The organism is Clostridium muellerianum (assembly GCF_012926525.1).
Classification (GTDB): domain Bacteria; phylum Bacillota; class Clostridia; order Clostridiales; family Clostridiaceae; genus Clostridium_AM; species Clostridium_AM muellerianum.
Genome location: NZ_JABBNI010000066.1, coordinates 193,364 through 209,552, shown reverse-complemented (window position 1 = coordinate 209,552; position 16,189 = coordinate 193,364). Strand labels below are relative to the sequence as shown.

Sequence of the window (16,189 nt, the reverse complement as noted above, 5' to 3'; positions counted from 1 at the left end):
TTTTTACTTTAGTTTTTTTATTTCTGTTTGTTACACTTATTTATATAGCAATACTCATGCCAAACTTTTTTATATTTAATGAATTATAATATCTTTTTGATAACCTTTCCACCATTTGTACTACTCACATAGCTATTTAAGCTAATTTAAATATTTTTATAACCTAAAAAATTTTATAATTTTTATAAAAAATGTAGGATAACTAATATTATTTATCCTACATAAATTCGTGTTTTTTATACACATTATATATTTTTTATACACATTGCATATTTTTTATACACATTCTACTGTTTAGTAACACTTTATATAATTCATCTTATACACATAAATAAATACATAGAAAGTTAACTAATTCTATACTTATCTATATAGCTAAATACTTAAAATAATCATAAGCATATAACATAATTCATCCTGTGAAAACTGTATGTTATAATGACTTTCTATTGATATCAATGCTTCTTTTAAACTAGTATATTCTTTTATATATGTATTTTTTATTTCTTCTCTTCTCGAACACACTGAAGTTGGTTCTTTATTTATCATTCTCACCACTGCACATGCTAAATGCAGTATAAACCCAGATACTATATATATATCTAAATTTGTAGTAATGTTTCTCCTAATAGTATCTATAAGGTTTACACATAAAGGTTTAAAATCACTTATGTTTAATTCTTTTACCTCTTTCTCTAAACTTTCAAAAATATCCTTATAAATATCCTCTGGAATCTTTATTCTTTCAACTATATTCTTAATTCTAGTATAGCTGCTATCTAAAAATAATTCCGAAGTAGGAATAAATGGTATATCATAAATATTAGGATTCACTGTTCCTACTATTGCAATTATCTTCTTACCTTTAGATAAAACATTTATAGTGTTATACATTTCTTTCTTGTCACCAGCTGATATGGCGATAACTTCTATATCCTTATTGCTTAAATTTACTTTTTCTTCTATCATATTTTTTAATTTAATAGCACTACCTTCGCCTGTAATACAGTTTGTTATTATTATGTTATCTTTGCTAGGCATATAAGTTTGAGTTAAACTAGTGTTATACTTATTCAAGAAACTTATTGAATATTTTACTTCCTCATATATTTGATGTATGTTATTAATTGTCTGTGCTTTTCTTAAACACTCAATAACTAAAAGAGTAGATACCATATCTATAACTCTTATTTCTATACCTGTTTCCTCAGTTATTAATTCTCCAAACATTCCTAATGATCCCATATCCACTAGAAGCATTACTCCTGCCCCTTGATGGTTTTCAACTATTAAATCTTTCAGTTCCCTATATGCTATTTCAGATTTTTTATCAAGGTTCATATCATAAGCATAAATATTATCTCCACCAACTAATTTGTTAGCCACTTCCGCCATTGAGGATGCAGTATTTTTCCCATGCATTGCCACAACAATAATTGGTTTACTTCTTTCTGCAGCTTCATCTATATCATCTATACATAAAAACATAGCCATAAAACCTACTTCATCAGCAGGGATTTTAATATTAAATTCTTCTTCCAATTTATTAGCTATAATTAAAGCCAAACCATACTCTTCTCCATGTTTTTGTATTATCTCTTCTAAATTATAGTTTACTATTTTCTTATGTTTTAATATTCTCTCAATACTAGAACTTATATGAAGGCATAAGCCATAAAATACTTTAGCTTGGAAAATTCTTTTTAACTGTTCAGAAGCAGTTTTTAAAAAATCTTCTACTATAGTGATAATATTATTATCTACAATTTTAGATAGTTCTTTCTTATTTACTGATTGCTCAAACTTTCTTATATATTTATTAAAATAGTTCTTTATATCAAAAGACATTATAAAATCTATATCCTCTTCTTCAACTCCACGCTCTTTAAGTTCCTGAATTCTCTTTTCAATACTCTCATAAAAATTATTTGGCAGTAAATCATAATTAGACTCAACATGAAGTTTTGTACCCTTAGAATTAAAACTAAGCTTCATATCATCTCTTATAATTTCATCTACCTTTTGAGAATATTGCTTATACATAACCAATCCATGTCTCACATTACTGGAAAAATCCGTACTATGTACTTCTATATTCTTTTCACCTTTAGATACATATTTTAAAAATGCATTTGCACATCCCAACTGAATGTCACTTTTTAACTGACCAATGTTTCCAGTACAATTGTAAAGTAATAAAGCTCTTATTGCATCTGCGGATACTGTTATTTCTTTACCTATTCTTGTAGATTCAGTTTTGAAGAATCCACCAATAAGTTCAAATCTTTCATTTAATGTTCTCTCCTTTAAGGAAGGTATATTAATTGTAATGGGAATTCTTCTTGTAAATGTGGATAAAAGAGTACTATCTGCATCCTCAGTAGTAGCACAAATTATAAGTACTTTGCTACTTTTCTTTTTATCTATATCTCCTAAAGGTGTATACACCCCTTTATCTATAAGCATAAATAACATTTCCTGTCCTTCAGGCGGTAGTCTATGAATTTCATCTAAAAATAAAATTCCATCATTAGCTTTATCTACAAGTCCTAACCTATCTCTATCAGCTCCAGTAAAGGCTCCTTTTTTACATCCAAAAAGATGAGCTAGAAGCAACTGTGAATTATTTGCATAATCTGAACAATTAAACGCAACAAAAGGTGCTCCTTGTGGGAAAACTGACTTTTCTATAGTAAACTTATACATTAATTCTGCAAACATTGTTTTTCCAACACCAGTAGGTCCTAAAAGCAATGTATGAAGTCCATTAGGAGGATATAATATAGCTGCTTTGGCCTGTTGAATACATTTTTTTAAGCTTCCATTTCTTCCAATAAGGGTTTCAAAACTCCCTTGAACCTTCATGGATTTTTGCATTTCATCAGTTACAGCTACTGCATAAATAATAGGTTTACCCTTTATTTTATACACTTTTCCTGAATTACAAAGCTTATTCAAAATAGTACTAACATTTGTCCTTTGAAGAGATAATGCATCTGTAATTTCCTTAGTAGTACATCCAATAACCTTACTTTTACCTTCTAATCTTTGTTTAGTACATTTATCATTTAAATAATCAAAAATTATATCCTCAGATTTTTTCATAATATCACCTACTAAATTTAAATATTTATAGTCTCATCTTCCCATTATTATATCTTAATATATCAAAAAGTTACACCTTCAAAACAAAAATTGTATCTTTTAATAAATTATATATGATTCTTCTTCCAATAAATTGAGACTCTTTAGCTATTTCTGATGCCATATACTTTATATCTGAATTATTTGTTATAATGATTAATTCATTGAAAAACATAAAGCCAGTTAGAATAATTTTTAAAACTATTCTAACTGGCTTTTAATAAAGATATAGAGAACGTACATAGATTTATATAAACAAGTTAACGTTAGAATCTTCTGCTTCCCCTAAATAGTACCCTACTCCACCTATTTTAACACCATCTATTAGCTCTTCCTGTTTAAGTCCCATTACATCCATACTCATCTGACATGCAACTATTTCTATTCCACTATCAATAGCTGATTTAATTAGTTCATCCAGTGATGAAACATTTTTGTTCTTCATTACCATTTGCATCATTTTTGTACCCATTCCAAGCATATTCATCTTAGAAAGTTTTAATCTTTTAGCTCCTCTAGGCATCATAAATCCAAACATACTATCCATAAATCCCTTTGAAACACTAACCTTTTCATGCTTTCTTAAAATGTTTAGTCCCCAGAAGGTAAAAAACATTGTAACCTTTTTACCCATAGCAGCTGCTCCATTTGCTATTATAAAGGATGCTAAAGCTTTATCTAAATCTCCACTAAATACAACTAATGTTTTATTATCCTTCTGTTGAGTAGTGCAAGCATTTACAGAACCATTATTTTGAGTTACCTTACTTTTATTACCTTTTCTTATAAATGCTATTATGTTACCTTTATCTTTTTCTCTAGAAACCAGCTCATTATCAGTTCTTTCACACCAAGATTTTATATCCACATAAAATCCTTGATCTGATGCTGTAACCTTTAATACTTCTCCTTCTTTCATGTTCTGTATATCCGCATTAACACGCATTAGAGGTCCCGGACAACATAATCCGCAAGCATCAAGATTTTTGTCAAAGTATCCCTTTTTATATGCCTCGTCAACTTCTTTATATTCATTTAAATTACTTTCTAAACTTACACTAGCTTCTCTTCCCCTTAAATCCATAAAACCATCTTCACCTTTCTTATTCATTACAACATCTCTTGGTTTAAACTTACTCATAGTATAAGTTTTATATCCACCTGTTAGATTCTTTACCTTAAATCCATTTGCCTTTAAAATTCTTGAAACTATATATCCTCTAAGTCCTACCTGACAATAAATTAGTATTTCTTTATTCTTATCTAACTCATTCATTCTAGCTCTTATATCAACTGAAGATATATTTATAGATCCTTCTATATTGCCATTACTATATTCTAATTCAGTTCTTACATCTACAAGCTGTGTTTTATCTTTATCTCTATTATCTATATCCTCTGGAAATATTACTTCAGACTTACCACTTAAAACATTTTCTGCAATAAATCCAGCCATATTTACAGGATCTTTAGCTGAAGAATAAGGTGGAGCGTATGCAAGTTCCAGTTCTTCTAAATCATAAATTGTACCCTGCAGCCTCATAGTAACTGCTATATCGTCAATTCTCTTATCTACTCCAACATATCCAAAAGCTTGCGCTCCTAATATTTTTCCTTCATTATTAAAAATAAGCTTTATTGTCATTGGTGCTGCCCCTGGATAGTAACCAGCACTTGAATTAGGATGAAGATAAATAACTTTATATGGTATGTTCTTTGATTTTAATGTTCTCTCGTTGTTTCCTGTACTTGAGCCAGTAAGTCCAAATACTTTAATAATTGCTGTTCCCATAGTTCCTTTATAAATTGAATTTAAACCACATATATTATCTGCTGCAATTCTTCCCTGTTTATTCGCTGGCCCAGCAAGTGCAATAGCAGTTTTGCTTCCATTTACAAAATCAACTATTTCAATAGCATCTCCTACAGCATATACTCCTTCTATATTAGTTTCCATTTTATTATTTACTATTATGTGACCTTTAGGTCCAAATTCTATTCCTGACTCTTTTAAAAATTCTGTATCTGGTTTTACTCCTGCAGCAAATATAACCATATCTGCATATAAAGCTTTTCCACTGTTTAAAATTACGTTTAATCCAGTTCCTTCTTCTTTAAATTCTTTAACTCCATCATTTAGTACAATTCCTACACCATTATCCTCTAATTCCTTCTCTGCAAAGGTTACCATTTCTGAATCAAAAGGTGCTAATATATGTGGTGCTGCTTCAACTAAAGCTACATTTAAACCTCTTTCTTTAAGGTTTTCTGCCATTTCAACCCCTATATATCCTCCACCAATAACAACTGCATTTTCTATATTTCCCTTATCAACATAAGCTTTTATTCTATCAGTATCTGGTATATTTCTTAGTGTAAATATCTTATCACTTTGTATACCAGGGATAGGAGGTTTAATAGGGGATGCTCCAGGTGATAAAATTAAATGATCATAGTTTTCTTCATACTTGCCTTTATCTTTACTATTAACCTTTACTTTTTTATTTTTAGTATCTACTGTTATCACTTCACTATTTACTCTAACATCAATATTAAAGCTTGCTTTCATAGCCTCAGGAGTTTGTACTAACAGTTTTTCCCTTTTCTGTATAGTTTCTCCTGTATAATAAGGTAATCCACAGTTTGCAAAAGATATATATTCACCTTTTTCAAATAATACTATTTCTGCATTTTCATCAAGTCTTCTAAGTCTTGCAGCTGCCGATGCTCCTCCAGCTACTCCACCAACTATTAGTATTTTCTTCATATACATTTCCTCCTAATACAAAAATTATATTAATCTATTTTTCTCCATTTAAAAGCACACTTATTAAATCAGATACTTTTTCATCACAAACAGTGTAATATATTTCAAGACCATTTCTTCTCCCTTCAATTATCCCAGCCGTTCTAAGTTTTTGTAGATGTTGAGAAACAGTTGACTGAGGAGTATTTAAACAATTTTGCATATGACTAACATTACGTTCCCCATTATCTAAAAGACCTTTCACTATACAGATTCTTACTGGATGTGCTAATACTTTAAGCATGTCAGCAGTTTCACTATATTTATTAAAATCCTTCTCCATGATTTTTCCCTCCCCGTCAAAAATTATGTTTTGTCTTTACATTTGTATATATTAATATAACGATTTATAAAGTAAAATTTTTTATATTTAACTAATATTATATTTAGGTAAGATAGATTATATTAACCTATCCTACCCTAACTTCTATTTTATAGTATTTTATTTAAAGTTTCATAAGTGTAATCTACAATTTCAGCACAACTAACACCATTTTTCTTTAAATCTCTACAAAGCTCTGTTCCATATTTTTCTTTTATATTTATCATTAGATCTTTTGCATAACCTCTAGCTTCATTAGCTTCAGCATTACTTTCTCTTCCCTTTAAAAATCCTATTACTGCTGTTGCTCCTCCTATAGCTCCACATAAACTTCCTATAGTATATCCAGCTCCCATACTACTTCCAATGCTTACTGGTATATTAGTGTTATGTTCCTCATTATATTTTTTTATTATAGCTTCACCACATGTAAATCCTTGCTTATGATATTCTGATGCTTTTGTCATATTAACAACTCCTTCTTATATTAAAACATTATTAGACATTTTCATATTATCACTTTTCTGATAATCCTGTACACTAGTAATTTCACTAGCTGCATTTTATTTCTAGTTAAGAATATATAATTTAACATTATTTTTTAATATAATCTTCGGTATTAATTTAAATATTTATATGCAATCCTTATATTTATATATTACGATATAATGATGTAAAAAGCAATAGTTTTTTTTACTTCTAATTAAACTTTTAATACTAAACATGAATGCGCTTGTAATCATCTATCCTTAGGCATCTTCAAAAAAATAACAAGTTTACATACCATTTCATTTTTTGTAATAATGGATTGTTTTTGTTTATTCAACTTTTCCAAGTATACAACTTATAATTAGTATTATAAATATTTTTAAAGCTACTATAGGCGAAGGGAAAATCAAAAAAATCCAAATCTATAAGCGAAAAAAGCAATTTGATATAATAAAAAGAATGTATTTGTGCTAAGATTAAATTAAAAATTTAAGATGAATCAACCTAGGAGGTTATTATGACAATAGAAAATATGATTAAATGCTGTGATAATTTAACCCCAACAGAAATTCAATTAGCACAATACATTCTGCAAAATAAAAATCAAATTAAAAAATTATCTATCCAAGAACTTTCTGAGGAAACCTTTATATCAAAATCTGGAATTCATAGGTTTTGTAAAAAAATAGGAATTAACGGATTTAATGATCTTAAGGTAAAGCTTGCTCAAGACATTGTGGAAGAAAGTAAAGTTGATAATCAAATTGATGTTAATTTTCCGTTTAATTCTAATGATACTCAAAAAATAATAGCTCAAAAGCTGTTAAAATTATATGAAGCATCAATAGCTGATACTTATAATTCTATTGATTTAGAGGTGTTAAATAAATCTGCTAAACTACTAAAGAATGCAGATATTATAGATATATATACACATGCACATAATATTAATGTTGCTGAAAATTTTCAAGATAAGATGCGTACAATTGGAAGATTGGTTAATTGTCCAAAATCATTTTATGATCAACGTTGTACTGCAACGGCATCTAAAAAGAATCATGTATCCATTATTTTATCATATTCAGGAAGGGCAACTTTTTTACCTTCTATTGTAGAAATATTACATAAAAAGTGTATAGAAATAATTTGGATAGGTAGACTTGGAAAGAGTGTTGAATCAAATCATATAAAGCATAATTTATATATAAGTAATAGAGAGAATTTAAGAAATAGAATATCTCAGTTTTCATCGCATATTGCAATGCAGTACATGTTGGATTTAATTTTTAGCTGCATTTTTAAAATAGATTATGAAAAAAATATACATTATATTAAAGAAGTTGAAAATATTGTTGATGATAGAAATATTAACGAATAGGAAAAATACTATTTTTATTACATTATTATAAAAGCTCATTAGAAAAAATTTCTGATGGGCTTTTTTCAATTTGGAATGCGAAAATTAATTAAAAGTTTCAAAAAGTTTCAATATAATGTATCGATTAATGATAATTTTAAAAAAAAATATCAGAATAACTTACATCCATTGATTTAAGTAGTTGTAGAGAATATATTATAACCATAAAAATGTTCTTCTACTTAAAATTTAAGAAATTAAAAAATTATATAAGTAAATAAATTTATAATATTAGATTGGAGGAGAAATACATGAAAAAACCTATAAAAATTGTAACTATTGGTGGAGGAAGCAGCTATACACCAGAATTAATTGAAGGTTTTATTAAGCGATATGATGAAATGCCAATAAGTGAAATTTGGTTAGTTGATATTGAAGATGGAAAGGAAAAGTTGGATATAATCGGAAGACTAGCTCAACGTATGTGGGATGCTACACCATATGATGTAAAAGTGATTACAACCTTAAATAGAAAGGAAGCATTAAAAGGTGCTGATTTTGTAACAACGCAGTTTAGAGTTGGTTTACTAGATGCACGGATTAAGGATGAAAGGATACCCTCATTACATGGAATGTTAGGACAAGAAACTAATGGCGCAGGTGGGATGTTTAAAGCATTCAGGACAATTCCAATAATAAAAGAAATTGTTGAAGATATGAAAGTATTATGTCCAAATGCATGGCTAATTAATTTTACTAATCCTAGTGGAATTATTACAGAAGCAGTAATTAAACATTTTGAATGGAAAAAGTGTATTGGATTGTGTAATGTTCCTGTGATCGCAATGATGAATGAACCAAAAATTATTAAAAAACAGACTTCAGAGTTAAATTATCAATTTGCAGGACTAAATCATTTCCATTGGCATAAAGTATTTGATGAAAATGAAAAAGATATAACTGGTCAGTTAATTGAGCATATTAATGAAAAAGGTGGTGGAACACCAGTTAACATTTATCAAGCTGAATTTTCATTAGAATTATTACATTCTATGGGTTTGCTTCCTTGTGGATATCATCGTTATTACTACTCAGAAAAAGAGATGTTAGAGCACAGCATAGAAGAATTCAAAAAAGGTGGAACCCGTGCAGAACAAATGAAAGAAGTAGAAGCTTCTCTCTTTGAAATATATAAAAATCCAAACTTAAATAAAAAGCCTGAAGAACTTCAAAAACGTGGGGGAGCATATTATAGTGATGCAGCTTGTGAATGCATAAGTGCAATATATAATAATAAGGGAATTCGTATGGTGGTAAGTACACAAAATAATGGAGCTATACCTTGTCTTAGTCCAGATTCTATTGTTGAGGTTTCATGCATAATTTCTGCTAAAGGGGCTGAACCAATTGTATGGGGTAATATGGGACCGTTTGAAAAAGGGCAGCTTCAGATTATGAAAGCAATGGAAGAATGTACAATAAACGCTGCATTATCAGGTGATTACGGAACAGCGTTACAAGCATTTACAATAAACCCATTAGTTCAAAGTGGGCGTGAAGCAAGGCAAATATTAGATGAATTATTGGTTGCACATGAAAAGTATCTTCCTCAATTTAAAGGAAAGATAACAGAATTAAAGAAGCAAGGGATAGCATCAAAAGATCCTGTGGTAGTAGATTTAATGAAAAATGGACATTAAAAGACTTATGTAAATAAGCATAATGACTAAGTTATCAAGGAGGAAAGAGAAATAGGTATTGGCTTTACTTTGAGCAATTTTATTTTATTATTATTGACATATGTCGGATATAAGTTTATTATATATATAAAGAGCATATGACAATAACTTATAATATGTTAAATAATTTAGAAGGAAGGTATTTATACATGAAAATTGCATTGCCATCTCGTGGAAATAAAATTGATGATCATTTTGGTCACTGTGAATATTTTACGGTTTTTACAGTTGATACAGCTGCTAAAAAAGTAGTTGATTCACAAGTTGTTCCTTCACCAGCAGGCTGTGGCTGTAAATCAAATATTGCACAAACTCTTGCATCAATGGGTGTTACACTTATGCTTGCAGGTAATATGGGAGAAGGTGCAGTAAGAGTACTAAAGAATTCTGGCATTAATGTAGTACGTGGATGTTCAGGTGACATAAATGCAGTAGCTAATAGCTGGCTTCAAGGTTCACTTGTAGATTCTGGTGACTGCTGCCATGAGCATGAACATGGATGTCATAGTTAATTTCTATTTAACATATACCCATTAAAAAGCCAGTTAGAATAGTTTTTAAAATTATTCTAACTGGCTTTATTAATTGCCTAGATATGAAAAATCCACTTTGTTACTACAACACATCTATTTTATCCGATGCTAAGAACTCTGTTTATTGGATTTTATATATTCATACATAATTTCTGCGGCACTGCCAACAATCTCTACACAGGGACGTTTTTTATAATATTCCTTTGTTCTTTCTTCAGGTATGTAGCTTTCACTTTGAACAGATAGTCTTAAAAGTTCTCTACAAATTAATGAGCCGTTATTTTCTTTAAATTTCTCAGCAAGCTGTTGAATACGCTTATAATGTTCCACTTTTGACAATCTATCCTTTGGATCAACATAACCATACTTCATACCAGCCACCATAAACATGCCACTTGCTGCTCCACAAACCTCTCTCAGCCTACCCATACCTCCGCCAAAGGAAGATGATATTTTAAGAGCTGTTTCAAAATCCATTCCACATTCTTCACAAAAAGCTGCAAATACAGACTGTGAGCAATTATACCCTTGCTTAAACAATTCCAACGCACGCTCCTTAAAGCTGTTAATCTCACTGTATTTACTACTGCATATATTATGATTATACTTACAATTTTCGCTCATTTTTTGTAACTCCTTTTACTTCATATTATTAATTATGCTTTATAGAAGTACTTCTATTTCAATACACCTTTATCTTCATTTCTTACAAAATTTCTATTACAATCATGTCTGCAACATCTTGGACCACCACAAAACTTTTCAAATCCATTACAAAGTTTATAATCTCCTCCCTCAATTCTTAGCCCCCTGCCATTTACTAGTGATTCTGCAAGTTTTCTTCTCGCATCATTATATATACCTTGAACTGTGGTACGTGCAATATTCATTTGATTAGCACATTCTTCCTGAGTAAACCCTTCCAAATCAATTAGTCGTATGGTTTCATATTCATCAACAGTCATAGTTATAAAATCATCTTCATCAACAGGAACATTAAGTGGCCCATATATATCTCTTTGTGGTAAGCAACATACTCTTCTGCATTTTCTTGGTCTAGGCATAAAACATTCACCTCATTTACAACAAAGTCAGCACTTCATTTAGTTATTGACATATATCGTTTTGATTTTATTTTACTCTTTTTATGATATATGTCAAATAAAGATCTACCATATATAAACAAGTTCGTCTATGGAAATGAAAAACGAATAACCTATATTTTATTAAAGTACCACTTAAAATAAGATATAGGTTATTGTTTTTAGTATAAAAACTTTGATATTTAATTTTAATATACTACTCTATACAATAAAAAAGTTATATATCAATTTTTAATTATTTAAGAAATCCTTTTAATATAGTATCTTCCGCTTCTTTTTCTGAAAGTCCTAAAGACATAAGCTTTATAAGCTGATCATTGGCAATTTTTCCTATGGCAGCTTCATGTATAAGTTGTGAGTCTGAATGAAATGCTGATATTTTAGGTATAGCTTCTACTTTAGCTTTATCCATTATTATGGAATCACATTGTATATGACCCCTGCATCTTTCATGTCCAGACATATTTAAATAAAATATTTGTTTTGATTCATCTCGTGCTACAGAACGAGAAATTATTTGTGCCGAAGAATCTACCCCTACCATTTCTACATTTATCTTGGATTCTGCATCTTGATTTTTGTATGTAAGCATTCTTTCTACTACTACTACTCTAGCATTTCTATGAAGTTTTATTTCTGTATCCCTTTTAGTACTATCTACTCCTTTTATTTGGACTAGTTCTAATTCTGCATATCCTCCTTCTTCAACCTCTATTATTGTTTTAGGATTCAGTACTTTTTCACCATTACCATTCCCTTCTCCAAAGTGCTTTTCTACATACTTTATACGAGCACCCTTTCTAACTAAGAATTCATGTACTCCATCATGTTGGGATTTTTTATCACCAGGATTATGTATACCACAGCCTGCTACTATAAGTACATCTGAGCCCTCACCAATATCAAAGCTGTTATAAACAAGATCATTTAAACCTTCTGCTGTTATAATTACCGGTATATGCACACTCTCACCTACTGTTCCAGGTTTCACTATTATATCCATTCCAGGCTTATCTTGTTTTGTTACTATATCTATATTTGCTGTAGTATTTCTTGCAGCCTTTTCTCCATTTTTTCTTATATTATAGGCACCAGCTGGCAATTCATGAAGTCCCGTCATTTCGTCTAACATATTTTTATCTAATGCATCCAACATCTAAAATGTCCTCCCTTTTTCACATGTTTCACCACAGTTACAACTATCATTTTTTATTATTTGAGCAAGTATATTCTCTTTTGAAGTTATTTCTTTAATTTGTCCATCTTTAAGTACAATAACTTCATCTGCTAAATTTAAAATTCTCTCTTGATGAGATATTATAATTATAGTTGTTTCCTTACTTTTATTCATACTTTCAAAAGTTTCAACTAACTTTTTAAAGCTCCATAAATCTATTCCTGCTTCTGGCTCATCAAATAATGCGACTTTAAGATTTCTCGCAAGTATAGTTGCTATTTCTATTCTCTTAAGCTCTCCACCAGAAAGACTTGAATCCACATCTCTATTTATATAGTCTTGAGCACAAAGACCTACATCCAAAAGCAAATTACATATACTTACTTCCTTATCCTCTGCAGCCAAAGTTAACAATTCATTTACTTTTATACCTTTAAACCTTGCTGGTTGTTGAAATGCAAAGCCTAATCCTTGTCTAGCCCTCTCTGTGATATCCAAATCTGTGATATCTTCCCCATCTAATAATATACTTCCAGAAGTAGCTTTATATATTCCCATTATTGTCTTAGCCAGGGATGACTTTCCTCCGCCATTGGGACCAGTTATTGCATATACTTTATTTCTTTCAAACTTCAAGTTTATATTTTGTAAAATATCAATTTTTTTATTATCATTTTCTACTTCTAGGGATAAATTTTTTAATTCTAACATATGTCCAATCCTCCTTGCTACGCTTTTAATTGCAAAATTATTTTGTATTTACATCAAATTAGTATATTGTGCTACTCTTAATAGTTATTATATCATATGCATACTACAGTCCTATATGATATAGAATTTGTATACCCGCTTGTTATACAAATTCTATACCATAAAAAGCATTTTTATGATAATAGCCTATATCTTAAATTACCATGTAAAATAAGATATAGGCTTTACTTCATTTACTATATAATTTTAATTCATAAATATTAGCTACTTTAATTTTTTAATTTGAATATTGTTGTAATTTAGCCTTGAGCGTTTCTTTAGGTTGAAATCCTACTATTTTGTCAACTTCTTTACCATATTTAAAAATTATTAGTGTTGGTACACCTGAAATTCCATATCTTTCAGCTAAATCACCACTTTTATCTACATCCACTTTAAATATTCTAGCTTTTCCCTCCATTTCTGTACTTAATTCTTCTAAAACTGGAGCAACCATCTTACATGGTCCACACCACTCTGCAAAAAAATCCACTAATATTGCTCCATCACTGTTTAAAACGTTATTCTGAAACTCATTACTGTTTATTATTTTAGCCATGATTAATAAACCTCCTATATATCTTTTCCATTTTATTCAACTCAATTTTCGCACATAAAAAATTTTGACCTAATGTTCTTAAACTGCAAAAATTGACTTATTTAATATTTTAATATGAAGAAGAATTTCTTCCACTTATAGTAAATCCTTGTCCAAACCAACTATTTGAATAGTCAATAACTGATCCATTTATATACGCTTCAAGATCTGTACTATAAACAACATTTATACCTTCTGATTTAACAACTACGTCATTATTATTTTCTAACTCATCCAGAGTTACCTGTAATTTTGGACCTCCTCAACCATAACCTGCAAAAACAACTCTCAACATTGAATTTTCAGAATTTTTAGTCTTTTGCAACATTTCATTAAACTTTTCAGCTGCCTGTTTAGTAACCTTAACCATAATAACATCACCTTTCTTTCATTTGAAACTTTTTATTTCAATTAATATTTATATAATTAATTTCTGCCTAGCTTATAATTTTTATAAGTATGAAAATACGGTTGATTAACAAGTATTCACATAAACTTGCATATAACAACATATTTTCAAATTCATCCTTTTATCTTTATATTTATATTTATATATTATGATATTGTAATGTACATGTCAATATGTTTTTTTTTAATGTTTTAAAAAATATTCCCACTTAAGAGACTACCTAAATTTAAAACTATTATTACTTTTTCATTTCATTAAAATATTTACTAGAGATGATTCCTACACTATTTTTAAAATGTTTAATCATATGGCTTTGATCAACAAAACCTACTTCTAATGCTATATCTGTCATTTTCATTTTTCCATCTTTTAAAAGCTCTTTCACCTTCCTTATTCTGATATTATTCTGATAACAATGGGGAGCAAATCCATATTCATTGGAAAAAAGCCTAATTAAATAGTAAGGACTTAAACCTGAAATTTGAGATAGTTGGTTTATTGAAATATTTTCTTTATAATTATCTTCAATATATTCTTTTAATAACTTTATAACTCTTTGTTCATTACCTGTACTTTTTAAGCTATATATTCTATCCAAATAGTTTATATTTAATTGCTCCATAATTTTAAGAAACAAACCTTTACTTTCAGAATCTATATTTTTATCTAAAAGATTACAGCAAAGTTTATTTATTAAGACGTACAAATGTGAATCATCAATTATATTGTGAAAAAATAATTTTCTTGAACTTTTTTCTTTTGTATCTCTTAAAACATTTTTAATACAATCTTTATCAAAACAAATACACATATAATCATGCGTCCTTCTATTTAAAGATTTAAATGAATGAACTTCACCTGTATTAAGAACAAATACTTTACCTTTATCAGCACATAATTGCCTTTTATCTATGGAGTATATTCTTGTCCCCCTATTTATAACTCCTAAACACATACTGCTGTGTGAATGTTTAGGAAACGCTCTTCCTACATTAATACCTTCAATTACATCAATATTATAAAAGTCATTTAAATGACGAAATTTAATTTTTTCCTTATCTATCAAGTATACTCCCCCATATTTTTATTGATTTAAAACAAAAACTTCCAATATAGTAATTATATCAGAAGCTTTACATATAATATAACTTTTTTCTATACCAACGCAGGTATAAATTTAGCAAACAAATATAGGTCACCATTAACAGCTTTAACTTTATGTTGTATGCCTTGTGGTATTACACTGAGTGTTCCAATAGAATAAATTATTTCTTTATCCTCTAAAAAGCATTTTCCTTCACCGTCAATTACCTCATGCAGTTCCCAATTGCCTTCATGAATATGTTGTCCTATTTCACATCCTGATTCAATCTTTACAATATGACAACTAAACTTTCCAGCTGTGTCCTCACCTTTAACAATGTGCTTTAGATACACACCTTTATTAGGATTTTTGTTCCATTCTAACTTTTCAATATTAATTTCCTTGTTTTGGTATATCACCTTACCACCATTAAAAACTTTAACAATACTATCATTTATCATAATTAGCCTCCTTGTATTCCTATGAAGTACCTGAAAGATATTTAAATCTTAAGGTCTCCAAAATGTTTTTTTATTTTTATAATAAATGAATTTAAAAGCTTCGTATTGTACGTTATTGCTATTTCGCAACTAATTTTCGCTAAATTTTATACCTATTTGTATTACATATATGTTTTCTTGATAGCTACAATTCATATTTTTTCAAAGTAGTAGTTTT

15 protein-coding genes are annotated in these 16,189 nt (G+C 29.1%); 3 read left to right on the top strand and 12 right to left on the bottom strand.

All coding sequences use genetic code 11. The features are described 5' to 3' along the window. Positions 1–375 precede the first annotated feature (375 nt). The 4 genes from HBE96_RS24615 to HBE96_RS24600 form a co-directional block, all read right to left on the bottom strand. On the bottom strand, positions 376–3,105 hold the full coding sequence (locus HBE96_RS24615; protein WP_169300354.1) for a sigma-54-dependent transcriptional regulator: 2,730 nt from the start codon (positions 3,103–3,105) through the stop codon (positions 376–378). 286 nt (positions 3,106–3,391) lie between these two features. Next, on the bottom strand, positions 3,392–5,911 hold the full coding sequence (locus HBE96_RS24610; RefSeq protein WP_169300353.1) for an FAD-dependent oxidoreductase: 2,520 nt from the start codon (positions 5,909–5,911) through the stop codon (positions 3,392–3,394). Positions 5,912–5,945: 34 nt separating this feature from the next. Beyond that, entirely contained in the window at positions 5,946–6,233 is a 288-nt protein-coding gene (locus tag HBE96_RS24605) for an ArsR/SmtB family transcription factor (RefSeq protein ID WP_169300352.1), read from the bottom strand. A 149-nt stretch (positions 6,234–6,382) separates the two neighbouring features. After that, positions 6,383–6,739: a C-GCAxxG-C-C family (seleno)protein gene (locus tag HBE96_RS24600; protein ID WP_169300351.1), complete on the bottom strand. Its 357-nt coding sequence runs from the start codon at positions 6,737–6,739 to the stop codon at positions 6,383–6,385. Positions 6,740–7,278: 539 nt separating this feature from the next. On the opposite strand from HBE96_RS24600, the gene HBE96_RS24595 reads away from it, so the two are divergent. From HBE96_RS24595 to HBE96_RS24585, 3 genes are all read left to right on the top strand, one after another. After that, entirely contained in the window at positions 7,279–8,139 is an 861-nt protein-coding gene (locus HBE96_RS24595; RefSeq protein WP_169300350.1) for a MurR/RpiR family transcriptional regulator, read from the top strand. Between the two features lie 290 nt (positions 8,140–8,429). Further along, positions 8,430–9,818: a 6-phospho-beta-glucosidase gene (locus HBE96_RS24590; RefSeq protein ID WP_169300349.1), complete on the top strand. Its 1,389-nt coding sequence runs from the start codon at positions 8,430–8,432 to the stop codon at positions 9,816–9,818. Positions 9,819–10,006: 188 nt separating this feature from the next. Next, positions 10,007–10,369, top strand: a complete 363-nt coding sequence (locus HBE96_RS24585) for a NifB/NifX family molybdenum-iron cluster-binding protein (protein ID WP_169300348.1) — start codon at positions 10,007–10,009, stop codon at positions 10,367–10,369. 129 nt (positions 10,370–10,498) lie between these two features. Here HBE96_RS24585 and HBE96_RS24580 read toward each other — a convergent pair whose 3' ends face one another. From HBE96_RS24580 to HBE96_RS24550, 8 genes are all read right to left on the bottom strand, one after another. Further along, positions 10,499–11,014, bottom strand: coding sequence for a C-GCAxxG-C-C family protein (locus HBE96_RS24580; RefSeq protein WP_169300347.1), 516 nt, complete (start codon positions 11,012–11,014; stop codon positions 10,499–10,501). Positions 11,015–11,067: 53 nt separating this feature from the next. Next, complete coding sequence (locus HBE96_RS24575) at positions 11,068–11,454, bottom strand: DUF134 domain-containing protein (RefSeq protein WP_169300346.1); 387 nt, start codon at positions 11,452–11,454, stop codon at positions 11,068–11,070. A 274-nt stretch (positions 11,455–11,728) separates the two neighbouring features. After that, positions 11,729–12,649, bottom strand: coding sequence for a SufB/SufD family protein (locus HBE96_RS24570; protein ID WP_169300345.1), 921 nt, complete (start codon positions 12,647–12,649; stop codon positions 11,729–11,731). Continuing rightward, positions 12,650–13,381, bottom strand: a complete 732-nt coding sequence (locus tag HBE96_RS24565; RefSeq protein WP_169300344.1) for an ABC transporter ATP-binding protein — start codon at positions 13,379–13,381, stop codon at positions 12,650–12,652. It abuts the gene before it with no gap. 277 nt (positions 13,382–13,658) lie between these two features. Next, complete coding sequence (trxA, locus tag HBE96_RS24560) at positions 13,659–13,979, bottom strand: thioredoxin (protein ID WP_169300343.1); 321 nt, start codon at positions 13,977–13,979, stop codon at positions 13,659–13,661. Positions 13,980–14,088: 109 nt separating this feature from the next. Further along, positions 14,089–14,388, bottom strand: coding sequence for a HesB/IscA family protein (locus HBE96_RS26905; RefSeq protein WP_342590224.1), 300 nt, complete (start codon positions 14,386–14,388; stop codon positions 14,089–14,091). A gap of 277 nt (positions 14,389–14,665) precedes the next feature. Then, positions 14,666–15,493: an AraC family transcriptional regulator gene (locus HBE96_RS24555; protein WP_169300342.1), complete on the bottom strand. Its 828-nt coding sequence runs from the start codon at positions 15,491–15,493 to the stop codon at positions 14,666–14,668. Between the two features lie 89 nt (positions 15,494–15,582). Then, positions 15,583–15,972, bottom strand: a complete 390-nt coding sequence (locus tag HBE96_RS24550) for a cupin domain-containing protein (protein ID WP_169300341.1) — start codon at positions 15,970–15,972, stop codon at positions 15,583–15,585. Between the last annotated feature and the right edge of the window lie 217 nt (positions 15,973–16,189).